The organism is Burkholderia sp. LAS2, from assembly GCF_018417615.1.
GTDB lineage: Bacteria > Pseudomonadota > Gammaproteobacteria > Burkholderiales > Burkholderiaceae > Burkholderia > Burkholderia sola.
This window is the reverse complement of record NZ_CP071054.1, coordinates 1,152,245-1,171,300: the sequence shown is the minus strand read 5'-3', so window position 1 is coordinate 1,171,300 and position 19,056 is coordinate 1,152,245. Positions and strand designations below refer to the sequence as shown.

The 19,056-nt window shown below is 63.5% G+C and carries 14 protein-coding genes; 9 read left to right on the top strand and 5 right to left on the bottom strand.

All coding sequences use genetic code 11. The features are described 5' to 3' along the window. Positions 1-102: 102 nt before the first annotated feature. Together JYG37_RS34200 and JYG37_RS34195 are read right to left on the bottom strand one after the other, a co-directional pair. The gene (locus JYG37_RS34200) at positions 103-594 is read right to left on the bottom strand and encodes a flavodoxin family protein (protein WP_124651827.1); all 492 of its coding nucleotides are present in this window, start codon (positions 592-594) and stop codon (positions 103-105) included. 173 nt (positions 595-767) lie between these two features. Continuing rightward, positions 768-1,421 carry a TetR/AcrR family transcriptional regulator gene (locus JYG37_RS34195; protein ID WP_124679244.1) on the bottom strand — a complete coding sequence of 218 codons (654 nt, stop codon included), beginning with the start codon at positions 1,419-1,421 and terminating at the stop codon, positions 768-770. Between the two features lie 84 nt (positions 1,422-1,505). Between JYG37_RS34195 and JYG37_RS34190 the strand changes: the two genes are divergently transcribed. The 4 genes from JYG37_RS34190 (at position 1,506) to JYG37_RS34175 (ending at position 7,129) form a co-directional block, all read left to right on the top strand. Continuing rightward, positions 1,506-2,630, top strand: coding sequence for an MBL fold metallo-hydrolase (locus JYG37_RS34190; RefSeq protein WP_213346823.1), 1,125 nt, complete (start codon positions 1,506-1,508; stop codon positions 2,628-2,630). A gap of 127 nt (positions 2,631-2,757) precedes the next feature. Beyond that, complete coding sequence (locus JYG37_RS34185; protein WP_213346821.1) at positions 2,758-3,774, top strand: AraC family transcriptional regulator; 1,017 nt, start codon at positions 2,758-2,760, stop codon at positions 3,772-3,774. 1,635 nt (positions 3,775-5,409) lie between these two features. Beyond that, positions 5,410-6,105, top strand: a complete 696-nt coding sequence (locus tag JYG37_RS34180; RefSeq protein ID WP_006497839.1) for an AAA family ATPase — start codon at positions 5,410-5,412, stop codon at positions 6,103-6,105. Next, the gene (locus JYG37_RS34175; RefSeq protein ID WP_050015683.1) at positions 6,098-7,129 is read left to right on the top strand and encodes a ParB/RepB/Spo0J family partition protein; all 1,032 of its coding nucleotides are present in this window, start codon (positions 6,098-6,100) and stop codon (positions 7,127-7,129) included. Before JYG37_RS34180 ends, JYG37_RS34175 begins: the two co-directional genes overlap by 8 nt. 95 nt (positions 7,130-7,224) lie before the next feature. Here JYG37_RS34175 and JYG37_RS34170 read toward each other — a convergent pair whose 3' ends face one another. Next, positions 7,225-8,541: a replication initiation protein gene (locus JYG37_RS34170; protein ID WP_050015685.1), complete on the bottom strand. Its 1,317-nt coding sequence runs from the start codon at positions 8,539-8,541 to the stop codon at positions 7,225-7,227. Between the two features lie 2,345 nt (positions 8,542-10,886). Between JYG37_RS34170 and JYG37_RS34165 the strand changes: the two genes are divergently transcribed. After that, entirely contained in the window at positions 10,887-11,195 is a 309-nt protein-coding gene (locus JYG37_RS34165; protein WP_124651852.1) for a DUF4148 domain-containing protein, read from the top strand. 153 nt (positions 11,196-11,348) lie between these two features. On the opposite strand, the gene gcvA is transcribed toward JYG37_RS34165, so the two are convergent. Then, positions 11,349-12,254: a transcriptional regulator GcvA gene (gene gcvA, locus JYG37_RS34160; RefSeq protein WP_089490163.1), complete on the bottom strand. Its 906-nt coding sequence runs from the start codon at positions 12,252-12,254 to the stop codon at positions 11,349-11,351. A gap of 140 nt (positions 12,255-12,394) precedes the next feature. On the opposite strand from gcvA, the gene JYG37_RS34155 reads away from it, so the two are divergent. Both JYG37_RS34155 and JYG37_RS34150 read left to right on the top strand, forming a co-directional pair. Beyond that, positions 12,395-13,693, top strand: a complete 1,299-nt coding sequence (locus JYG37_RS34155) for an adenylosuccinate synthase (protein WP_213346819.1) — start codon at positions 12,395-12,397, stop codon at positions 13,691-13,693. 298 nt (positions 13,694-13,991) lie between these two features. Further along, positions 13,992-14,942: a LysR family transcriptional regulator gene (locus JYG37_RS34150; protein ID WP_204384704.1), complete on the top strand. Its 951-nt coding sequence runs from the start codon at positions 13,992-13,994 to the stop codon at positions 14,940-14,942. Positions 14,943-15,111: 169 nt separating this feature from the next. Here the strand turns inward: JYG37_RS34150 and JYG37_RS34145 are convergent, their stop codons facing one another. Then, complete coding sequence (locus JYG37_RS34145; protein ID WP_239469029.1) at positions 15,112-15,966, bottom strand: AraC family transcriptional regulator; 855 nt, start codon at positions 15,964-15,966, stop codon at positions 15,112-15,114. Between the two features lie 721 nt (positions 15,967-16,687). Here JYG37_RS34145 and JYG37_RS34140 point away from each other — a divergent pair. Together JYG37_RS34140 and JYG37_RS34135 are read left to right on the top strand one after the other, a co-directional pair. Continuing rightward, positions 16,688-17,569: a LysR family transcriptional regulator gene (locus JYG37_RS34140; protein WP_050015694.1), complete on the top strand. Its 882-nt coding sequence runs from the start codon at positions 16,688-16,690 to the stop codon at positions 17,567-17,569. A 224-nt stretch (positions 17,570-17,793) separates the two neighbouring features. After that, positions 17,794-19,044: an efflux RND transporter periplasmic adaptor subunit gene (locus tag JYG37_RS34135; RefSeq protein WP_050015696.1), complete on the top strand. Its 1,251-nt coding sequence runs from the start codon at positions 17,794-17,796 to the stop codon at positions 19,042-19,044. Positions 19,045-19,056: the final 12 nt, after the last annotated feature.

Sequence of the window (19,056 nt, the reverse complement as noted above, 5' to 3'; positions counted from 1 at the left end):
CGGCACGCGGCGGTCCGGCGTTGTTTGCGAAACCGGTATTGCGCGAACGACTGCAGATCCCGCCTGTGTCGATTCGGCAGATCGGCGCTGCCGTATCCGTCCTCAGAACACGCCCAGTGCCAGCCCCGCGGCAAGCCCCGCACCCAGTTCGGCACAGCGCGCGAGCGCGTCTTCGTCGATCGTCTTCGTCGCGAGAATACGCTCCGGCGTCTGCGCATGTGTGCAGACGATCAGCCCGGGTGCGACGTTCTTCAGCCGCCATCCGGTCGCAATCCGGTCGATCTGCCGCAATGCGTTCTGTCCGTCGCTGCCCGCGCAGATCATCGCCGCATACGGACGACCGTTCACGCGATCGAGCGCCGCGTAGTAGCAGCGATCGAAGAAATCCTTCATCAGCCCGGACATCGCCGCTAAATTCTCCGGCGTCGCGAACAGGTACGCGTCGGCTGCCAGCACGTCGTCGGCGCTCGTCGCGTCCGCGCGCTGTAGCCTGACGTCGACGCCGGGCTGCTCGCGAGCCGCACCGGCAGCCGCTTCGGCCATCTGCTGCGTGCCTCCGGTCATCGTGTGATAGACGATCAACAGCGTTTTCATGGGTCGTTGCTCGCAGTCGGTTTCGGGTGCGCGGACGTATCGCCGGGTTTGGGCCGGCTGGCTGGTCGACACGGGTAGGTGCGATTGTGCGTTCGGCTTCTCCGGATTGGCGGGTTTCGCGCATCGCAACGATTTCGACTGGTCCGCGCTACCGGATGCCCGCGGATGCGCGTTCAATCCTGCGTGCGATGCGACGCGGCGCCGTCGTCCAGTCGCGCGTAGTACGCGAGGAACATGTCGGCGGCCGATTCCGCCACTTTCTGCTGCTCCTGCGCCGTCAGCGGCGGCTGGCCCATCGTGATCTGCGGCCAGAACGCGAATGCCTTCATCGCGCCATGCAACTGATGCGCGGCGAACACCGGATCGGTGACCGCCAGCCGGCCGGCCGCCGCGGCCGCACGCACCCAGACCGTGACGTCTTCCTCACGCTCGCCGAGACGTTCGACCATGTCGCGCGCGCGTTCCGGCGAATGGATGGCGGCGCCGATCGCGACGCGCGCCAGCGCGAGAAACGCTTCGTCGTTCATCAACCGCAATTTGCGCTCGAGCAGCGCGAGCAGTTGCTCGCGCAGCGGCACGTCGGCGCGATAGGTCGGCAAGTTGCCGGTCCGGGTCGCATCCCACAGCTTGTTCAAGATCGCGGCGAATAGCGTCTCCTTGCTCGGAAAGTGGTTATAGACCGTGCGTTTCGACACATCCGCGCGCGCGGCGATACGATCCATGCTCGTCGCATCGTAGCCGGCCGCGAGAAATTCCTCGATCGCCGCATCGACGATGGCCGCGCGCTTTCGGTCGGTCAGGCGCTGAGGGCAAGTGCTGGTATCCATACGGAAATTTTACACCGGGCAGTTTACTTATCTCAAAAATAAACTACACTGTTTAGTGTACTTTATTCTTCGGACGAACCGGACATGGCATCGCCTCTCGTTTTGATTCACCGCATTCTGGGCTTTGCGGCGGCCCGCCGCGGCCGGACGCTGTCCGGCGGTTCGCCGCAGCACAACGGCGAGCGCTTTGCCAATGTCGCGCCGCGGCCCGCCGAAGGATTGGGCAAGACGCTGGGCATCGCATGGAACATGCTGGTCAACAAGCCGCGTCATACCGTGCCGGCCGGCGCCCTCCCCGTCGATTCGCTGACCCGCGCGGAACTCGACGCGGCGCCCGATCGCAGCCTGTACCGGCTCGGCCATTCGACGCTGTTGCTGAAGCTGCGCGGCGAATTCTGGCTGACCGATCCGGTGTTCGCCGAGCGCGCGTCGCCGTTTCGGCGCATCGGCCCCAAGCGCTTTCATGCGCCGCCGATCGCGTTGGAAGATCTTCCGCCGCTGCGCGGCGTGATCCTGTCGCACGATCATTACGATCACCTCGATCGCGACACGGTGCTCGCGATTGCCGCCACCACCGGCGTGTTCGTGACGACGCTGGGTGTCGGCGATCGGTTGATCGAATGGGGCGTCGACGCGGACAAGGTTCGCCAGCTCGACTGGTGGCAAAGCGCGGACGTGGCCGGGCTGACGCTGACGGCTACGCCCGCCCAGCACTTCTCCGGGCGTAGCCTGTTCGACGGTAACAGTACGCTGTGGGCGTCGTGGGTGATCGTCGACGACGACCTGCGCGTATTCTTCAGCGGCGATACGGGTTATTTCGATGGCTTCCGGGAGATCGGCGAGCGCCTCGGGCCGTTCGACGTCACGCTGATCGAAACAGGCGCCTATGATGCGCAATGGCCGTACGTGCACATGCAGCCGGAAGAAACCGTGCAGGCGCACATCGATTTGCGCGGACGCTGGCTAGTCCCGATCCACAACGGCACGTTCGACCTCGCCATGCATCGCTGGCAGGAGCCGTTCGAGCGTGTCACGGCGTTGGCGCTCGTACGCGGCATCGAACTGTCAACACCGAGAATGGGCGAACACCTCGATCTCGACGCGCCGCATCGTGGCGAGCGCTGGTGGCGCGCGGTCGACGAGCGCGCGGCAGCGCCGGCGGCGAAATCGCGACGCTGGCAGCTTTGCGCATCGCAGGCGACGAAGTAGTCCGCCAGTCGCTGCGCGTGCCTGCCGAGAAGATGACCGTGCCGCGATTCCGGGTGGTGAATGCGTTGCCGGCCTCCCCTGCACGTCGACGGCTGCCTGTCGACCCGATTACCTGAGTAGAGAAGTCATGCATCCGGTACCCGTCCGATACATGCCCGGCCAACGAGACGATGATGTCGCCATCACGGCATTCGACCAGGCAGGCCACCGTTCGACCCGCCGCAGCCGCGAGAACGAATTGCGGCAGGCGCTCGCAGAGCGCGTCGCGAGATGGACCGAAGGTGTCGATCACCTCAACACGGCCATTCCCAATCTGAGCTTTCATCGAAGGGAAGCGCCGACGCTGCCGATGGAATGCATGGTCGAGCCGAGCTTCGGCCTCGTCGTTCAGGGCGCGAAGCGGGTCATACAGAGCGGGGATGCGTATATCTATGACGCCAACCGCTTTCTGATCACGTCGCTCGATCTGCCCGGTTCGACGCAAATCATCGAGGCCAGTCCCGACAAACCGTTTCTCGGGCTCGGCCTCAAGCTCGATTTCCGCGTCATGGCCGAACTGATGATGCAAGTCGCGCCGGATCACGACGATGCGCCGGCTGGCCGCGGACTCGTCGTCGGCGACATGACCGAACCGCTGTACGACGCGCTGAACCGGCTGCTCGCGCTGCTGGACGACCCGATCGCGATTGCCGTTCTCGCACCGTATATCGAGCGGGAAATCTACTATCGGTTGCTGACGAGCGACCAGGGCGCGCGCCTGCGCCAGATTGCGTCCACCGGCAGTCAGTGCAACCGCGTGTCGCGCGCGATCCGGTGGTTGCGCGCTCACTACGACGAATCGTTGCGCGTCGATGATCTCGCTGCGCAAGTTCAGATGAGCAGTTCGACCTTCCATCATCACTTCCGTCAGCTCACCGGCATGAGTCCGTTGCAGTATCAGAAATGGATACGGCTCAACGAGGCGCGTCGGCTGATGCTGGCGGAGCGCCTCGATGCAGCGTCGGCGGCGTTCAGGGTCGGGTACGCGAGCCCAACGCAGTTCAATCGGGAATATAGTCGGCTGTTCGGTAATTCTCCGCGACGGGATATCGATAGCCTGCGAGGTGGCGCGGACGTCGCTCTGTCGATCGTGGCGAGTTATTGATCGCGAGCGCGGACGGTAGCGATGTACGGGCTTCGATGGGATTCGCAAAGTACGGGGCTGGATTTGTCGCATGCAGTTTAAGGGGACGCGCGCCACTCTGTAAGATCATGTTGTACCGGCGGCGCTCCAGAGTCCTGCTCGACGACTCCCCGGCCTCAGCTTCTCCGTTCCATATTTCGCGATTTCACGAATCTGGGGCTCGGCACATGCGTTGTCACGTGACAACCGGCGCTAAATACCAAGCCCACTTGATGCCGAATTGGCGGCTCGATGCCACGCAGTGGTGGAGGGATCCTCCGACACGTCGACAACCTCTAGCTGCGCCCCGCCACAAAACGTCTCATAAACTACAAATCACGTATCGATCAAGACGAATCTACCTGCGATTGGGCCGTTCCCCAACGCCGTCGCACTGAAATAGCATACGCCCCCATTTCCAAGCTTTTTCGCGCTCATTTCGCGTGAAACAGGATGAAGAATGTGGCGCAAGCCATTGCCACACAAGGATTTCCGGCGAGCATCGATTTTCGGCGAATGTTTCACGACCCGATCCGTTCGGGTTGTCACATGTCCGTGCCACATGGATTCATCACCCATTGCGGCCGGTATACGCGGCGATCTCGCGCACGTCGAACCTCTCCAGGGCACGGTGAATTGATACTTGCCACGAGACAGCCCTCCCCTGTTGGCCGACACGAGCAGCAACACTAATTTCGCTCCATCGTGTAAATGGGGACACATCATAGTCGCCACGATATCGTCGTGGGGGCGCACCTCAGCAGTTGTTCTGACGCATAGCTTCGACACGTGAGCGTCCACGCGACGATAGCGGAATCAACGGCCTGATGATGTCCGGACCACGCTACCGAGACGCTCGTTTGTAACCCTCGCGTGGGACTCTTCCCTTCATATACAGCCCGCCCGCCGCACGAGTCTTCCAGACACCGGCTCCTGTTGTCACGTGACAACTCGCTAGCGATTCAGTGACGAGCCGAGACCGAAAACTGTCGACGATGCCGTTCCTCCTTAGCAATAAGCCCTGTACGCCACGAGCACACGCCAACCACGACGACTCCCTGATGATCGCGGAGTGCCCGTTAGGAGATGCGTCGGAATTCATTTGTCACGTGACAACTCACCTCGTTACCGACGAGAGGTATATGGTCACGCGCCGCGCGCATCGACAATTGAAGTAAGGAACTTTCTGACGTTCCTGCGGAATCCGAGACGCCGCGTATGGAACAGTTCCTCACGACGTACGGCCCAAGAGAAATCGGAGATCCAGCGACTTGTCACGTGACAACCATTTGTTTCCCCGTGACCAACATCATCACCGACATGGATTCGTATCGAATTTCGAATGAGATCTACGCACGCCAAAACGCCAAGTCTCTCCACAAGATCTCGTTATGGACCCCAAAGACCGTCGGCTTCCCTCACATTTGTCGTTCGTTCTTTTGCAACCGAGATCGATGGTTTTTTATCGAATCGCTACTCTCGAATAACGCTTAGCTATTCGGCCTACTTGTCACGTAACAACCACAACGACCAATAAAACATCCATAGCATTGAACACTTTTGTAGACAACCTATGAATAACTGCCTATATTACGTAAAACTCCTAGGAGGAATTCAATGGCTTTCAAGATCGCCGTCAGTAATCAAAAAGGTGGAACTGGAAAGACAACCATCTCCGTCAACATCGCGGCGGCATTCGAAGCCGGCGGCAATAAGGTCGCGCTGATCGATGCCGACCCTCAAGGCACTTCCGTCCGGTGGGTCACAAGTGGCGAGAACACGCTCCCGATGACGGTCCTGTCGCTGGCGCCTGCCGGCCGCGGCATCGGCGGCGAAATCAAGAAACAGGACGCGAACTTCGACGTGATCGTCGTCGACTGCCCCGGCAACCTCGAAGATCCACGTATTGCATCCGTCCTCGAAGTGGCGGACTTCTGCCTGGTGCCGCTTTCGCCGTCGCCGGCCGATCTGTACAGCACGGTTGCAATGATCCGCATGATCGAGTCGATGCGCGCCGTTCGAAATCCTCAACTTTCTTCCGCATTAATGCTGAATAGCGTCAATGGAAAAACTAAAATGCGTGAAGAAATTTTAAAAATTTTACGAGCTGAAGAAATAGGGGAGCATCTGCTCGACAGCCAGATCGCGCAACGCGAGGTCTATCGTCAGACGTTCGCGCTCGGCACCACGATCCATCACCATAATCGATACCTGAAGGGCCTGAAGGAAGCCCGCGCGGAAATCGAAAAACTGGTCACGGAAATGGCCCAATACATCGCGTCGACGCGCGCTACCGGAGCCGCCCATGGCTAAGGACACCTCGAAAGACAAGAAGCCGACCGGCAACCTGCATCTGGCAGCCGGCCTGTTGCGCGGACTCGCGCAGGAAAACGCGGCACTCGAAACGCGGCTGCCCGAGCCGGCGGCCGCACCGGCTGCCGTCGTCGAAGCGGCGCCCACCAGTGCGCCGGCCGCAACCGCGCCCGCCGGTGCGCCCGATCTGGGCGCGCCGCAGAAAGTACTGGTCAAGGACTGCATTCCGAACCCGTTCAACCCGCGCGTGTTCTACTCGGAGTCGAGCCTGCACGAACTCGCACTGACGTTGAAACGGGAAGGGCAGATCGAGCCGATCAAGGTCACGCGGCTCCCCGAATTTCCCGGCAAGCTCGTCGTGATCGACGGGCAACGCCGGCTGCGTGCGACGAGCATCAACGGCGACGAGACGATCAATGCGACGTTCCGCACCGATCACACGCCCGAGCAGCTCTATACGATCGCGTACCGCGCGAACCACGATCACGAACGCCAGACGATCTTCGACGATGCGGTCGCGTGGAAACGTCTGCTCGACGAGAAGGTCTTTGCCGACCAGAACACGCTGGCGGAGAAAATCGGCAAGGACAAGGCATCGATCAGCAAGACGCTGTCGCTGAACGCGCTGCCGAACACGCTGCTGGAGCGGATGGCGAGTGCGAACGACGTGGTCGGTCTGCAGGCCGCGTACTTTCTGAAGCTGATCTTCGAACGCCTGGGCGAGCCGACGGCCGACCGGCTGCTGACGGCCGTGATCGACCGGAAAAAATCCGTCCGCGATCTCGAGAATTTCCTGCGTGCGCAAAGCGACGGCGCCAAGAAGCCCGGACGGACGCGCTATAGCGTCCGTCATGACTTCGCACTCGAATCGCGCGCAATCGGTCAGTTGAAGACTTATCCGGACGGACGTCTGGATCTGCAGCTCAAGGGCGTCGACGCATCCCACCAGGAAGCGCTTGCCGACAAGCTCAAGACCGTCATCGACGCGTACGTCGCCGATCTGGCGGCGGCAACGCCAAAGTAACGCGCCACCGGCAAAAGGCCTCGCCTTCGCGCTGCGCCGCGCAGCCGGACCACAACAGGGTCCGGCGCACGGCGCGCACGACGGCGAGGCCTCTTTCAGTTGCCCGCGAGACTGCTTTTCAGCAGGAATTCCAGCAGGTCATCCGAGGTCGGCTCGCCCCACGTATCGAGCGCCAGCCAGCGGAAGAAGCTGGTCTGCGCGAGCTTGCTCGCCTTCTTCTTCGGCGACAGCGTCAGATCCTTCGAACCCGCCACCGTCTCGTTGTAACGCTCGATCAGCCTGGTCTGGTCGTCGATCTCCAGCTCGCGGAAATACGCGCCGGCTTCCTCGACCTTCGCCGCCAGATACTTGTCGCGAATCTGTTCCTGCTTGCTCTGCGCGGATTCCTTCGCCGGTGCGGCCGCTTCGGTTCCCTGCCCGTCGGCCAGCGTGTAACCGTGCGTCAGCGCCTTGCGGAAATACGCGGCGACGTTGTCGACCGGCGCCGCATTTTTCTTCGTGGTCCGATTGAGCGTATAGGCGATCGCCGCCTTGATGCGCTGCACGCCGTATTGCGTGATCAGCCGGCGCGCCTCCGAACGCGGAATGCCGAACTTCGCGACCTCCTCGACCAGCGCTTCGTTCTTGACGTCGCCGTCTTCGACCGTATCGGTGCTCTGCTTGCGTGTCACCTTGAACTGCACGGCTTCCACGCTGCGGCCGGATTTGTGTTCGATCAGCTCGAGCGTGTGATCCGATACTTCGTTCACCTCCTGAATGCACGGCACCAGGACCTTGCTCTTGAACAGCTTGTATTCCTTGTACGACTGCGACGCCTTGTCCTGGCCGAGAATGAGGTCACGGAATTTCGGCAGCGGAATCTTCGCGGTGATGCCGATCCCTTCGTAGCGCACCGTGTTTTCCCACAGCGCGAGCGAGTGCGATCGCCGGAACTCGCGAGCGATCCGCATATCGATCAGCGCGTAGATCTCGGGATTGAGCAGTTCGCTGCGAATCTGGTCGGAGAAGCTGTACTTCAGCACCGATTGCTCGAGCTCCGCGCCGGCGAGCAGGCCCGATGCTTTCCAGACCGTCGAACGGTCCGCGGCCAGGTAGTCCCAGTTGACGACGGTACTGATCAGCGAGTTGACCGTATCCTTCACGTACTTCGTGTTGTTGCTGTTCAGCCCGCTCTCGTGCGACAGCGACGCGATCGAGATCGAGAAGCTCGTCCGGCCCGGTTCGAACGCCTCCTGCCGAAGTGCGTTCTTGATCAACGAGCTGAACATCTTGCGCTGCTGCAGACCGATCTTTCCCGACTTCGGTGCGATATGAATCGCCTGGACCGCCTTGCGCAGCAAGTCGGGCGGCTCGGGTGTCTGAAACAGCGAAACCTGTTTGTCTGAGCCTTTGCTTGCGGGCTTGCGCGGCATCGTGGTGTCCGGGTAAGGTTGCCTTATTGAGAGCGGACTTTATACCTTTTCGCGCCACGGAGCAACGCCCTTGCTCAAGCATCACTTTCACTATATGAGCTAACTATCTGACACGTAATGAGAAATCCGTGTTTCACGATTTGTTCAGAGCCCCATATCCGTCTACCTTTTGATCAAAATACCTCCCAAAAGCCGCTACCTTTCCTGGCTCGACAGGGCAACCCGGCACAAGAATTGCCATACGAAGGTACCCATCCATGGGGGCAAACGGACGGAATCGAGATCGCCGGGAAGATTTGTGGTGCCCCGCAACACAGCCGCCTTTTTCTCCCATAACAGGCTACCTTTGTCGTTTCCCATAGGAGGCTACCTGTCACCGGGGTCGACGCAGCTGCTTTCCGGATTGAAGGTGGAAATCGCTCCCATAAACGGCAACCATTCGTTTTCCCCATAGACGGTAACCTGTCCGTGGCCTTAGCCCTGTCTATGGGAAAGCTTCACGGCGTCCCCGAGCAAAGGGCAGCAAATTGACTGAGACCGACTCCCATAAATAGGTACCTTTCAGATTTCCCATAACCGGCTACCCGAAGAAAATCACTGTGCACGCATCGGACTACCAACCGAGAAAAGCCCCCCATAAAAGGCTACCTTCCTGTGTTCCCATAGACGACTACCGAGCGCGATTGACGGTCGATTTCCCATAACCGGATACGTTCGCCCCATATCCACAACCCGGATTCCCCACAACACGGTACCCCAACCCCCAAATCCACAGACCTGAAACCCCAAACCCTTCCACCTGTGCTCCCATAAATGGGTACCGAACACCCCTCAAACCCTTGCCAGACAAGGCTGTGAGCCGTCTAAAAGTAGTTAAAGAAGTAAACGTGGTTTACCAAAGATGTAAACACACGTGTGCTTGCACAGAAAGACGAACCCCATAAACCGCTACCAATGGGAGTCGTCTGTGGGACGCAAGGCGTTCAGATCCTGCGATCCAGGCCGACTCGGCTCTGTTTGACACACCGTTCCAGGAAGGCTCCAGGCCTGACAAGGCCTCCCGAAGAGGTGAGTACCCACTCACAAACGCCGAAACGTAGAAACTTATGGGAGGAAATGCGTAGTTTCGGCGTAGAGGTTCCCGTTTATGGGACCCAAAAATGTGCCCCATGGCACCCTCGGCACCATGACTGACGAGCGCAGCGAATCGCGTCGCTTCGTCCACAGCAGTTCGAAATCATCCTGGACTGCCCGTGAATGGTTTTTTGTACTCGCGCTGCCCCGTCTATGGACAAGTTTTTGTCGATCGCCTGTGATGCCGCTCGCCAAATTTAGCCTGTGGACTGTGCCCGACGGAATCCGATCCCGGCTGTTTCCATCCCACGTCCGGTCAGTTTTTCTACCTTTGGAGTGCCGCCCGGCAAGCCATGCTGTGTCCGTCGACATCGTTGCGAACCAACGTGAAGGTGCTGTCGGTGCCGCAGCTCACCGCAATCGAATTCCCCGATGCTCCCGAATATGCTCACCTTCCGAAAAAGCAGAGTCCCGTAAAAGCTCACCGATAGGCGGTGGCACAGGTATAAGCAAGCTGTGTAGATCGCAGCCTCATCCACATAAGGAACCATCGATGGGAGCAAACGGGAAACGATCGGCATCCTTGTGTGGCGCTTCAGCGTCGGCAAGCACGGTTGCACAGACGGATAGGCTTCACGGCCATGGGCATATCCACCCGACGAGCGCTGCTCGCTCATGATCAGTTTCAGCGCATTCGTGCAGTCCATCGGGCCGACGTCTTCACCGCTTGCGCCGCCCCGCCTTTTTTGTCAGACCTACGGATCGACAACCCGCTTTGCCTCCACACACAGACAACCTTCTGCATCACAGTGCGGCAAGCGGTACCGAACAGATCACCGCACGCCGCAACGACGCAACGTAACCCTCCTGACCGCCGAAGAAACGAATCGTGGTCGTTTATGGGAGGAACCGTCGCTCGAGCCGCATCGAACGATAACGTGACGCATGGATCGACTGCTGCTGCGGTGATCGTGCAAGCACGACGATCCTCACGTCGCGCATGAGTGCATGAGCGTATCGATATCGCCACCAGTGAAACACGCGTCGGCGCCTCGCACCGCGTCGAGTACCGCGGCGCCCGACCTCGAGCGCACCAATCGCGTTGTCTCCCATACGTGTATCCCCAATTCCGTCAGCACGTTGACGCCACAATTTCTGCGACACGGTTATGATGCTCAAGTCCTGACCGCGACATGACGACTGGTCAGGGCAGGGGCGGTATCTCGATGGTTTTTCAAACCGTGATGGTCATCAAAAAAGAGAGTTCAGCGATGCGAATCCAGATCAGAAAACTCACGCTGGCTGCTACCGCAGCCGCTTTCCTGTTCGGCTCGGCCGTTCCGGCCTTTGCACAGGAAACCGCAAGCGCGCCGGCTGCACAGGACGCCAAGGCCGCGAAGAGCGAAGCGCGCAAGGCGGCCAAGGCCAAACGCAAAGCCGAGCGCAAGGCTGCGCGTGCGAAGAACACCGCCGAGCTGAAGAAACTCGAAGACGCCGGTTACAAGCCGGCGGCCAATGATCCGAACTATCCGCAGAACCTGCAGAACGCGGAGAAGAAGGCCGGCGCCGCAAGCCAGTAAGCGTCGTCCGGCGGCAAGCCGCGATTCGGTCCGCGGCTTGCCGCGTGCGTCGCGATCGCGCGATGCACGAAGGCAAACACGTTCCGCACGTTTATTCAATTCGATTCGGAATCCTGCATGTCGTGAAGATGCACGACACACAGGCGCGGGCGCTCAGCGCCGCTCGCCCGACGCAGTCGCGCTTCCCGTTGCCTTTAGCCAGTCCTTGAACGCGCGTACGGCGTCGTCGTCCGCTCGCGCGGACGCCACATATGTAAAGTAGCGCCACGGCGGCAGCGCCGGTTCGCTGAACGGCTGCACGAGCCGGCCTTCGGCGATGTCGTCGGCGACCAGCGCGATCGGGCCCATCGCGACGCCGAGCCCGTCGAGCGCGCCTTGCAGCGTCAGGTAGAAATGCTCGAGCGTGAGCGAGTGCCGCGGGACGAGGTTCGGGTGCCCGGCCGCCGCGAGCCATTCCGGCCACATGCCCGGATAGGTTGCCGCGTGCAGCAGCGTGAAGCCGGCGAGATCGGCAGGCGTCTCGAGCGACCGGCCCTCCAGCAACTTCGGCGCACACACCGGCAGCCGGACTTCGGACAGGAATTCCTCCGCAACGTACCCGTCGATGGCCTGCGGGCCGCCGCGAACGATCAGGTCGACCTTGTCGCGCAGCTTGTCGATCGGCTCGTTCGACGTCGACAGCCGCACCTCGATGGCCGGATGCCCGACCTGGAACGACGACAGCTTCGGGACGAGCCAGCGCAGCGAGAACGTCGCGGGCGCGCTGACGCGCAGCACGCGCTGCTGCGCGTGGCCGAAATGCTGCGCGGTGGCAAGTGCGATCCGGTCGAACGAAGCGCCGACCTCGGCGAGGTACGCGCGGCCGGCCGCGGTCAGTTCGACGCGCCGGTTGTGGCGTTCGAACAGCGGCCGCCCGAGCCACGCTTCCAGTTGTTGCACGTGCCGGCTGATCGCGCCGTGCGTGACGCACAGCTCGTCGGCGGCCAGCGTGAAGCTGCCGAGCCGCGCGGCGGCTTCGAACGCGCGCAGCGAATTCAACGGAGGGAGTCGTCGGGCCATTGCATCGTTTCGCGTGAAATTTACTCACACGATGGTTCAGGTTTAATCGTTTGATCGGGTGATTCGGCTCCGTCAATATGGCACACAAACGGCCAACCGGGCCGACCGAGTGTCTGAATTTCTCACATGGAGTACGGAGCATGCCGAACGTGGTGGTCGTGGGCGCCCAATGGGGCGACGAAGGCAAGGGGCGCGTCGTGGACTGGTTGGCGGCGCAGGCCGATGTCGTCGCACGCTACAACGGCGGCCACAACGCGGGCCACACGCTGGTCGTCGGCGGCAACACGTACAAGCTGGCACTGCTGCCGAGCGGCATCGTGCGCGGCAAGCGCGGCGTGATCGGCAACGGCGTGGCGCTCGATCCGGAAGCGCTGCTCGCGGAAACCGGGCGGATGGCCGAACTCGGGCTGTCGGTGACGCCGGACAACCTGTCGATCGCCGAGAACGCGACGCTGGTGCTGCCGATCCACCGCGCGATCGACGAGGCGCAGGAGCGTTTGCGCCGCGAACCCATCGGCACCACGCTGCGCGGGATCGGGCCGGCCTACGAGGACAAGGTCGGGCGTCGCGGGCTGCGCGTCGGCGATCTCGCCGAACCGGGCGGGCTCGCCGCCAAACTCGACGTGCTCGTCGACCATCACAACGCGTGGTTCCGCGGCCTGGGGCTCGACGAGTACGATCGCGACGCGATGCTGGCGACGCTGGTTGCGCTTGCGCCGAAGATCCTGCCGTTCGTGCGTCCGGTCTGGGCCGACCTCAACGACGCGACCGATCGCGGCGAGCGCATCCTGTTCGAGGGCTCTCAGGCCGTGATGCTGGACATCGACTGGGGCACCTATCCGTTCGTGACGTCGTCGGGCACCGTGGCATCGGCCGCGGCGGCCGGCACCGGGCTCGGGGCAGCGAAGCTCGGCCACGTGCTGGGCGTGACGAAGGCGTATGCGACGCGGGTCGGCGGCGGCCCGTTCCTCACCGAGCTGACTGACGCGACCGGCGAAACGCTGCGTACGCGCGGACAGGAGTTCGGCGTCAACACCGGCCGGCCGCGACGCTGCGGATGGCTCGATGCCGCGCAACTGCGCCAGGCCGTCAGGATCTCGGGCATCGAGTCGCTGGCGCTGACCAAGCTCGACGTGCTCGATGGTTTCGAGTCGATCGCGCTGTGCGTCGGTTACGAATTCGACGGCGTGCGCGTCGATCATTTGCCCGCGAGCCTCGATGCGCAGTCGCGCGCGAAGCCGCTCTACGAACGGTTCGAAGGCTGGCAAGGCTCCGTGCAGGGCGTGCGCGAGCGTGCGGCGCTGCCGCGGGCCGCGCAGGCTTTCATCGCGCGCATCGAAGCCGTGGCGGGCGCGCCGGTGTCGATGATCACGACGGGCGCGGAGCGCGACGACACGATCGTGTTGCGCAATCCGTTCGATGCGGTGGCCGCCGCGTAATGCGCGGGATGCACAGGGTGTCGATCGAGAGCGCGATCGTGGTCGGCGGGTAGCTTTTTCCGATCGCTGCGGTTGGCCTGTCGGTCCCTCCATACGCATGTCCGCCCGGCCCGGATGCCGCTCGGTGAGCGGCTTCGCAGCACGATTCGGCATCCGGATCGTGCCGCCTACGGCGAACTGGACACGCCTGCACCGCTGCTGTACTGTTCCGCACAATTCGCGCCAGACCGGCGTGTGCCGGCGCTGCCGGCACTCTGGCCGCACGACGGCGCGACGTGACAATCGCGGGGACAGGTCGATGGACACGTTACAGATGATGCGCATTTTCGTCCGGGTCGCGGAAGAGGGCAGCTTCACGAGCGCGGCCCAGCGCCTGGACATCACGACGGCCTACGCGTCGCGTTCGGTCGCGCAACTCGAAACGCATCTGCGCACGCGCCTGCTGAACCGCAGCACGCGCCGCATCGCACTGACCGACGCCGGGCAGCGCTATCTCGACCGCTGCCAGCGCATCCTCGGCTATATCGACGAAGCGGAAGCCGAGGCGGCCGATGCACAGGTGAAGCCGTCCGGACGGCTGCACGTCCACGCGACGACGAGTTTCGGCCAGTCCTACGTGGTGCCCGCGGTCGTGCGCTACCGCGAACGCTATCCGTCGGTCGCGGTCGAGCTGACGCTGTCGCAGCACGTGCCTGACATCATCGACGAAGGCTACGACGTGTCGCTGCAGTTGAGCACGACGGAGCTGCCCGATTCCGGGCTGGTATCGCAGCGGCTCGGCGACGTGGGCAGCGTGCTGTGCGCGTCGCCTGCCTACCTGAAGGCGCGCGGCACGCCGCGTGCGGTGAGCGATCTCGCCGGGCATGCGTGCCTGCGGCTCGTCACGTCGTTGTTTCCGCGCGACCGCTGGCATCTCGACGGCCCGAACGGCCGCGAAACGTTCGAACTGTCGGTGCCCGATTTCCAGGTGAATATCGCCGATGCGCTCGGCGCCGCGCTGCGCGCGGGGCTCGGGATCGGCCCGCTGCCGATGTCGGCTGCGCTGCCCGCGCTCGCGAGCGGCGCGCTGGTGCGCGTGCTGCCCGATTACCGGTTGCAGAAGCTGACGGTCTATACGCTGTATGCGTCGCGTCAGTATCTCGATGCGAAGATCCGCACGTTCGTCGATTTCCTGCGGGAATGCGTGCCCGAGATGCTGGCCGCCGACGAGGCCGCGTTGAACGCTTGCTGCGCGTCTCGTCAGTCCTGATTCACGCATGATCGATACGTGAGTACCGCGCACTGTCTTTCGGGTCAACTGAAATAATTCGCAGTCCTGCATTAAAGGCAGGCGACGCATGCATGTGCGCGGACCGGTTGGACAATGATGCCCGTGTTCCCGGCACGTCCTTATGAAAGCGTTTTCTTGCGATTCGCGTTCATGGTGCGACGCGCGACAGCGGCACCGCTTCGCCGCGCAGCCGAGCGACGTCGCGGCCCGGTGCGTCGCCGAACAGCCGTGCGTATTCACGGCTGAACTGCGACGCGCTCACGTAGCCGACGCTGCGGCACGCCTGCCGCGCATCCATCGCCGACACGCACATCAGGCGGCGCGCCTCCTGCAGCCGCAGCACCTTCTGGCATTGCAACGGACTCATCGACGTGACCGCACGGAAATGATGGTGGAAGGTCGACGGGCTCATCTCCACCCGTCGCGCGAGCGTGTCGACCGCCATCGGATCGAGATAGTGATCGCGAATCCATGCGACGGCGCGCGAGATGCGCTGGGTCGTCGAACCGGCGTCGCCGATCTGCGCGATGCGCGCGCCCGACGGGCCGCGCAGCAGCCGGATGAGGATTTCGTCGACGATCAGCGGTGCGAGGAGGTCGAGGTCGTCCGGTTGTGCGATCAGTTGCATCAGCCGCGCGACGGCGTCGACGATTTCGGGCGTCGCGTCGAGCGTGTCGAGCGCGCGGTAGTCGACGGCTTTCGGCAGCCCGCGCGGAAAGACGACGGGCGTGAGCGCCGCGATGCGGTGCGGATCGAGTGCGAGTTGCGCGTAAAGGAACGGCTCGGCGGGGTTCGCGCGCGTCACGCGTCCGGTCACGGGGAGGTCGGCGGTGGCGACCAGCATCCGCGATTCGTCGATCGTGTAGGTATCGTCGCCGACCCGCATCGACTTCGCGCCTTGCCCGACGATGCTCAGGCACGCGTGGTGCACGCCGTGGTTCCACTGCGGCGGCAGCGCGGACGCGCGCGCGACACGCATGCCGCGCAGCGGAAGGTCGAACATGCCGTCGTGCGGCGCGTACACGGCGATCAGCGCCGCCAGCCGGGCAGCGGGCGATCGGGCTGGCGACCGGGCATCGTGATCCGGTGGATGGCGCGGTTGGGTCGGCGTTCGGGCGTCGATTTCCATGTTGCGTGAGCGGTTGGCGGAGCGGGCGATGCCGTGCGTGCGCTGCGATTCGCTGCCGGCGTGCAGGCATGGCGGTCACATCGTACGGCCAGTTGCGTGCGCGGGATTGCCTAAAACTGTCCGAAATTAGCCCGATCATCCGGACCTGCATGATCGGCGGCCGCGTCGCCTGTCGTGGCAGGGTGTGCGACGCACAAATTCGGAAATTAAGGCAAAACAATCGCAGGATCGGGCAAGCCATTTTCCGGCGGTTTCCCTACCATTGCACCTGCTGAAGGAAATGCGATTCAGCGTGCCCGGACGATACGGGCAACACCGTCCGCGTGATGCGCGGACGCCGCCGGCCTTGCCGCGCGCGTTGCCGCCGCGAATCGCCGGGAAAGACTCAGGACTGCTATTGAACGATCGTGCATCGGGCTTGCCGAGGCCGGCTTGCGTCCGTTGCAAGCCGACGCGTGCTCGTCGCGAGCGTGTCGACCGACCCGGCGGAGCCGGTGTCGGGGCCGCCGCATTGGCCGGGCCGATGCGGGCCGGCTGTGGCGCGGCGTCGGGTGCAGATGGACGGGCAGTCGTCCGCGCAGGGAAATCCGGACAAATGGACCAACTTCAATCGATTCGGGCATTCGTGACGGTGGCAAGGGAAGGCGGGTTTCGCCGGGCGGCGACGCGGTTGCGCGTGTCGACGGCGATGGCCAGCCGACTGGTCGATGCGCTCGAGACGCGCCTCGGCGCGCGCCTGCTTCAACGCAGCACGAGCCACCAGTCGCTGACGGAAATCGGCGAGCTGTATCTCGCGCGCGTCGAGCGGATTCTCGGTGCGATCGACGAGATCGACGGCCGTTTCGTCGCGATGGGCAGCAAGCCGGAAGGCGTATTGCGCGTGGCCGCGCCGGTCGCGTTCGGGCTCAGCCAGCTGAGCGCGCTGCTCGATCGTTTCGTGCACCGGTTTCCGGACGTGCGGCCGACCGTGACGCTGACCGATGCCCACGTCGACCTGACTACCGAAGACATCGACGTCGCGTTCCTGACCGACGGGATGCCAGTGTCCGGCGCGCACGCATTGCATACGCTGGCCGCGTACGAATCCGTGCGCGTCGCGGCGCCCGATTATGTCGCCGCGCACGGCGGCGCGGCTGCGTCCGGCGACTGGCCGGACATCGCGACCGTGCGGCTCGAGTTGCCGGCGGCCGACGACGACCACGCGGCCGGGATTCGATCCGGCGTCGCGCCCGGCAATACGGGCGTCGGCCATCTCGAGATGGCACGGCGGCTGGCCGTGGCCGGCATGGGCGCGGCGGTGCTGCCCGCGTATCTCGTCGACGCCGATCTGGCGGCCGGCACGCTGGTGCGCGTGGCCCCGCTCCATCTGCTCGCGCCCGTCACGTTGAAGCTTGCGCATGCGCGTGCCGCACGTCTGCCGGCCGCCGCGCGCGCGTTCATCGAATTCGCCGGCGCTGCATTCCGACCCGCGCGCTAGCAGTCTGGCAGAACCCATGGCAACGCGATCCCGCCGAGGCAGCGGGCTCGCCGTTCTTTTTCGGAAGCAGTTCGGCGAACGAACGCTCCGCCGGGTGCAACGCACACCCGCAACACGTGTCCGCATCCGCGGCGGACAGGACCCTTCAGGTTCGCCGCGCGTCAGGGCCATGAGGAGATCTGGTGATTCCCATTGAAGGTCGTCTAATTGTGAGAGGTCGCTCCATGCGCGTCGAACGGGTTCCATACCGCTTAATCACTGCCGCAACGGCTGCCGTTTTCCTGGCCGCGTGCGGGAAAAAAGAAGCGGCGCCGCCGCCGCCAACGCCGGAAGTCGGCGTCGTCACCGTCCAGCCGCAAGCCGTGCCCGCGGTGACCGAGCTGCCGGGCCGCACCAGTGCATTCCTCGTCGCGCAGGTCCGCGCGCGGGTCGACGGCATCGTGCTGCGCCGCGAATTCACCGAAGGCACCGACGTCAAGGCCGGTCAGCGTCTCTACAAGATCGATCCGGCGCCGTACATCGCCGCGCTGAACAGCGCGAAGGCGACGCTCGCGAAGGCGCAGGCGAACCTCGTCACGCAGAACGCGCTGGTCGCGCGCTACAAGGTGCTGGTCGCGGCGAACGCGGTCAGCAAGCAGGACTACGACAACGCGGTCGCCACGCAAGGCCAGGCCGCGGCGGACGTCGCGGCCGGCAAGGCGGCGGTCGACACCGCGCAGATCAACCTCGGCTATACGGACGTCGTGTCGCCGATCAGCGGCCGCGTCGGCATCTCGCAGGTGACGCCGGGCGCATACGTGCAGGCGAGCCAGGCGACGCTGATGTCGACGGTGCAGCAGCTCGATCCGGTGTACGTCGACCTCACGCAGTCGAGCCTCGAAGGGCTGAAGCTGCGTCAGGACGTGCAGAGCGGCCGCCTGAAGACGAGCGGCCCGGGCGCGGCGAAGGTGTCGCTGATCCTCGAAGACGGCAAGACCTATTCGGAAGCCGGCAAGCTGCAGTTCTCGGACGTGACGGTCGACCAGACCACCGGCTCGGTGACGATCCGCGCGGTGTTCCCGAACCCCGGCCGCGTGCTGCTGCCGGGGATGTTCGTGCGCGCACGGATCGAGGAAGGCGTGAACGAGAACGCGTTCCTGGTGCCGCAGATCGGCGTCACGCACGACCAGAAGGGGCAGGCGATCGCACTGGTCGTGACCGCGGCCAACAAGGTCGAGATGCGTCCGTTGACGACGACCGGCACGTACGGCCAGAACTGGGTCGTCGAAGGCGGTCTGCAGGCAGGAGATCACGTGATCGTGCAAGGCGTCGACAAGGTGCGCCCGGGCGCGACGGTGAAGACCGTCGCCGCGCAGCTCGCCCCGGCGCCGGATGCCGCATCCGCCACCTCGGCAAGCGCCGCGCCGGCGACTACCGCGGCAACTACCGCGGCCAGTGCCGCAGCGAGTTCGGCCGCCGCGTCGAGCGCGCAATAACAGGGAGTCCGT

Excerpts from the sequence above, each read along its gene's own strand:
- JYG37_RS34200 (WP_124651827.1), bottom strand. The coding sequence starts at position 594 with ATGAAAACGCTGTTGATCGTCTATCACACGATGACCGGAGGCACGCAG.
- JYG37_RS34195 (WP_124679244.1), bottom strand. The coding sequence starts at position 1,421 with ATGGATACCAGCACTTGCCCTCAGCGCCTGACCGACCGAAAGCGCGCG.
- JYG37_RS34190 (WP_213346823.1), top strand. The coding sequence starts at position 1,506 with ATGGCATCGCCTCTCGTTTTGATTCACCGCATTCTGGGCTTTGCGGCG.
- JYG37_RS34185 (WP_213346821.1), top strand. The coding sequence starts at position 2,758 with ATGCATCCGGTACCCGTCCGATACATGCCCGGCCAACGAGACGATGAT.
- JYG37_RS34180 (WP_006497839.1), top strand. The coding sequence starts at position 5,410 with ATGGCTTTCAAGATCGCCGTCAGTAATCAAAAAGGTGGAACTGGAAAG.
- JYG37_RS34175 (WP_050015683.1), top strand. The coding sequence starts at position 6,098 with ATGGCTAAGGACACCTCGAAAGACAAGAAGCCGACCGGCAACCTGCAT.
- JYG37_RS34170 (WP_050015685.1), bottom strand. The coding sequence starts at position 8,541 with ATGCCGCGCAAGCCCGCAAGCAAAGGCTCAGACAAACAGGTTTCGCTG.
- JYG37_RS34165 (WP_124651852.1), top strand. The coding sequence starts at position 10,887 with ATGCGAATCCAGATCAGAAAACTCACGCTGGCTGCTACCGCAGCCGCT.
- gcvA (WP_089490163.1), bottom strand. The coding sequence starts at position 12,254 with ATGGCCCGACGACTCCCTCCGTTGAATTCGCTGCGCGCGTTCGAAGCC.
- JYG37_RS34155 (WP_213346819.1), top strand. The coding sequence starts at position 12,395 with ATGCCGAACGTGGTGGTCGTGGGCGCCCAATGGGGCGACGAAGGCAAG.
- JYG37_RS34150 (WP_204384704.1), top strand. The coding sequence starts at position 13,992 with ATGGACACGTTACAGATGATGCGCATTTTCGTCCGGGTCGCGGAAGAG.
- JYG37_RS34145 (WP_239469029.1), bottom strand. The coding sequence starts at position 15,966 with ATGTTCGACCTTCCGCTGCGCGGCATGCGTGTCGCGCGCGCGTCCGCG.
- JYG37_RS34140 (WP_050015694.1), top strand. The coding sequence starts at position 16,688 with ATGGACCAACTTCAATCGATTCGGGCATTCGTGACGGTGGCAAGGGAA.
- JYG37_RS34135 (WP_050015696.1), top strand. The coding sequence starts at position 17,794 with ATGCGCGTCGAACGGGTTCCATACCGCTTAATCACTGCCGCAACGGCT.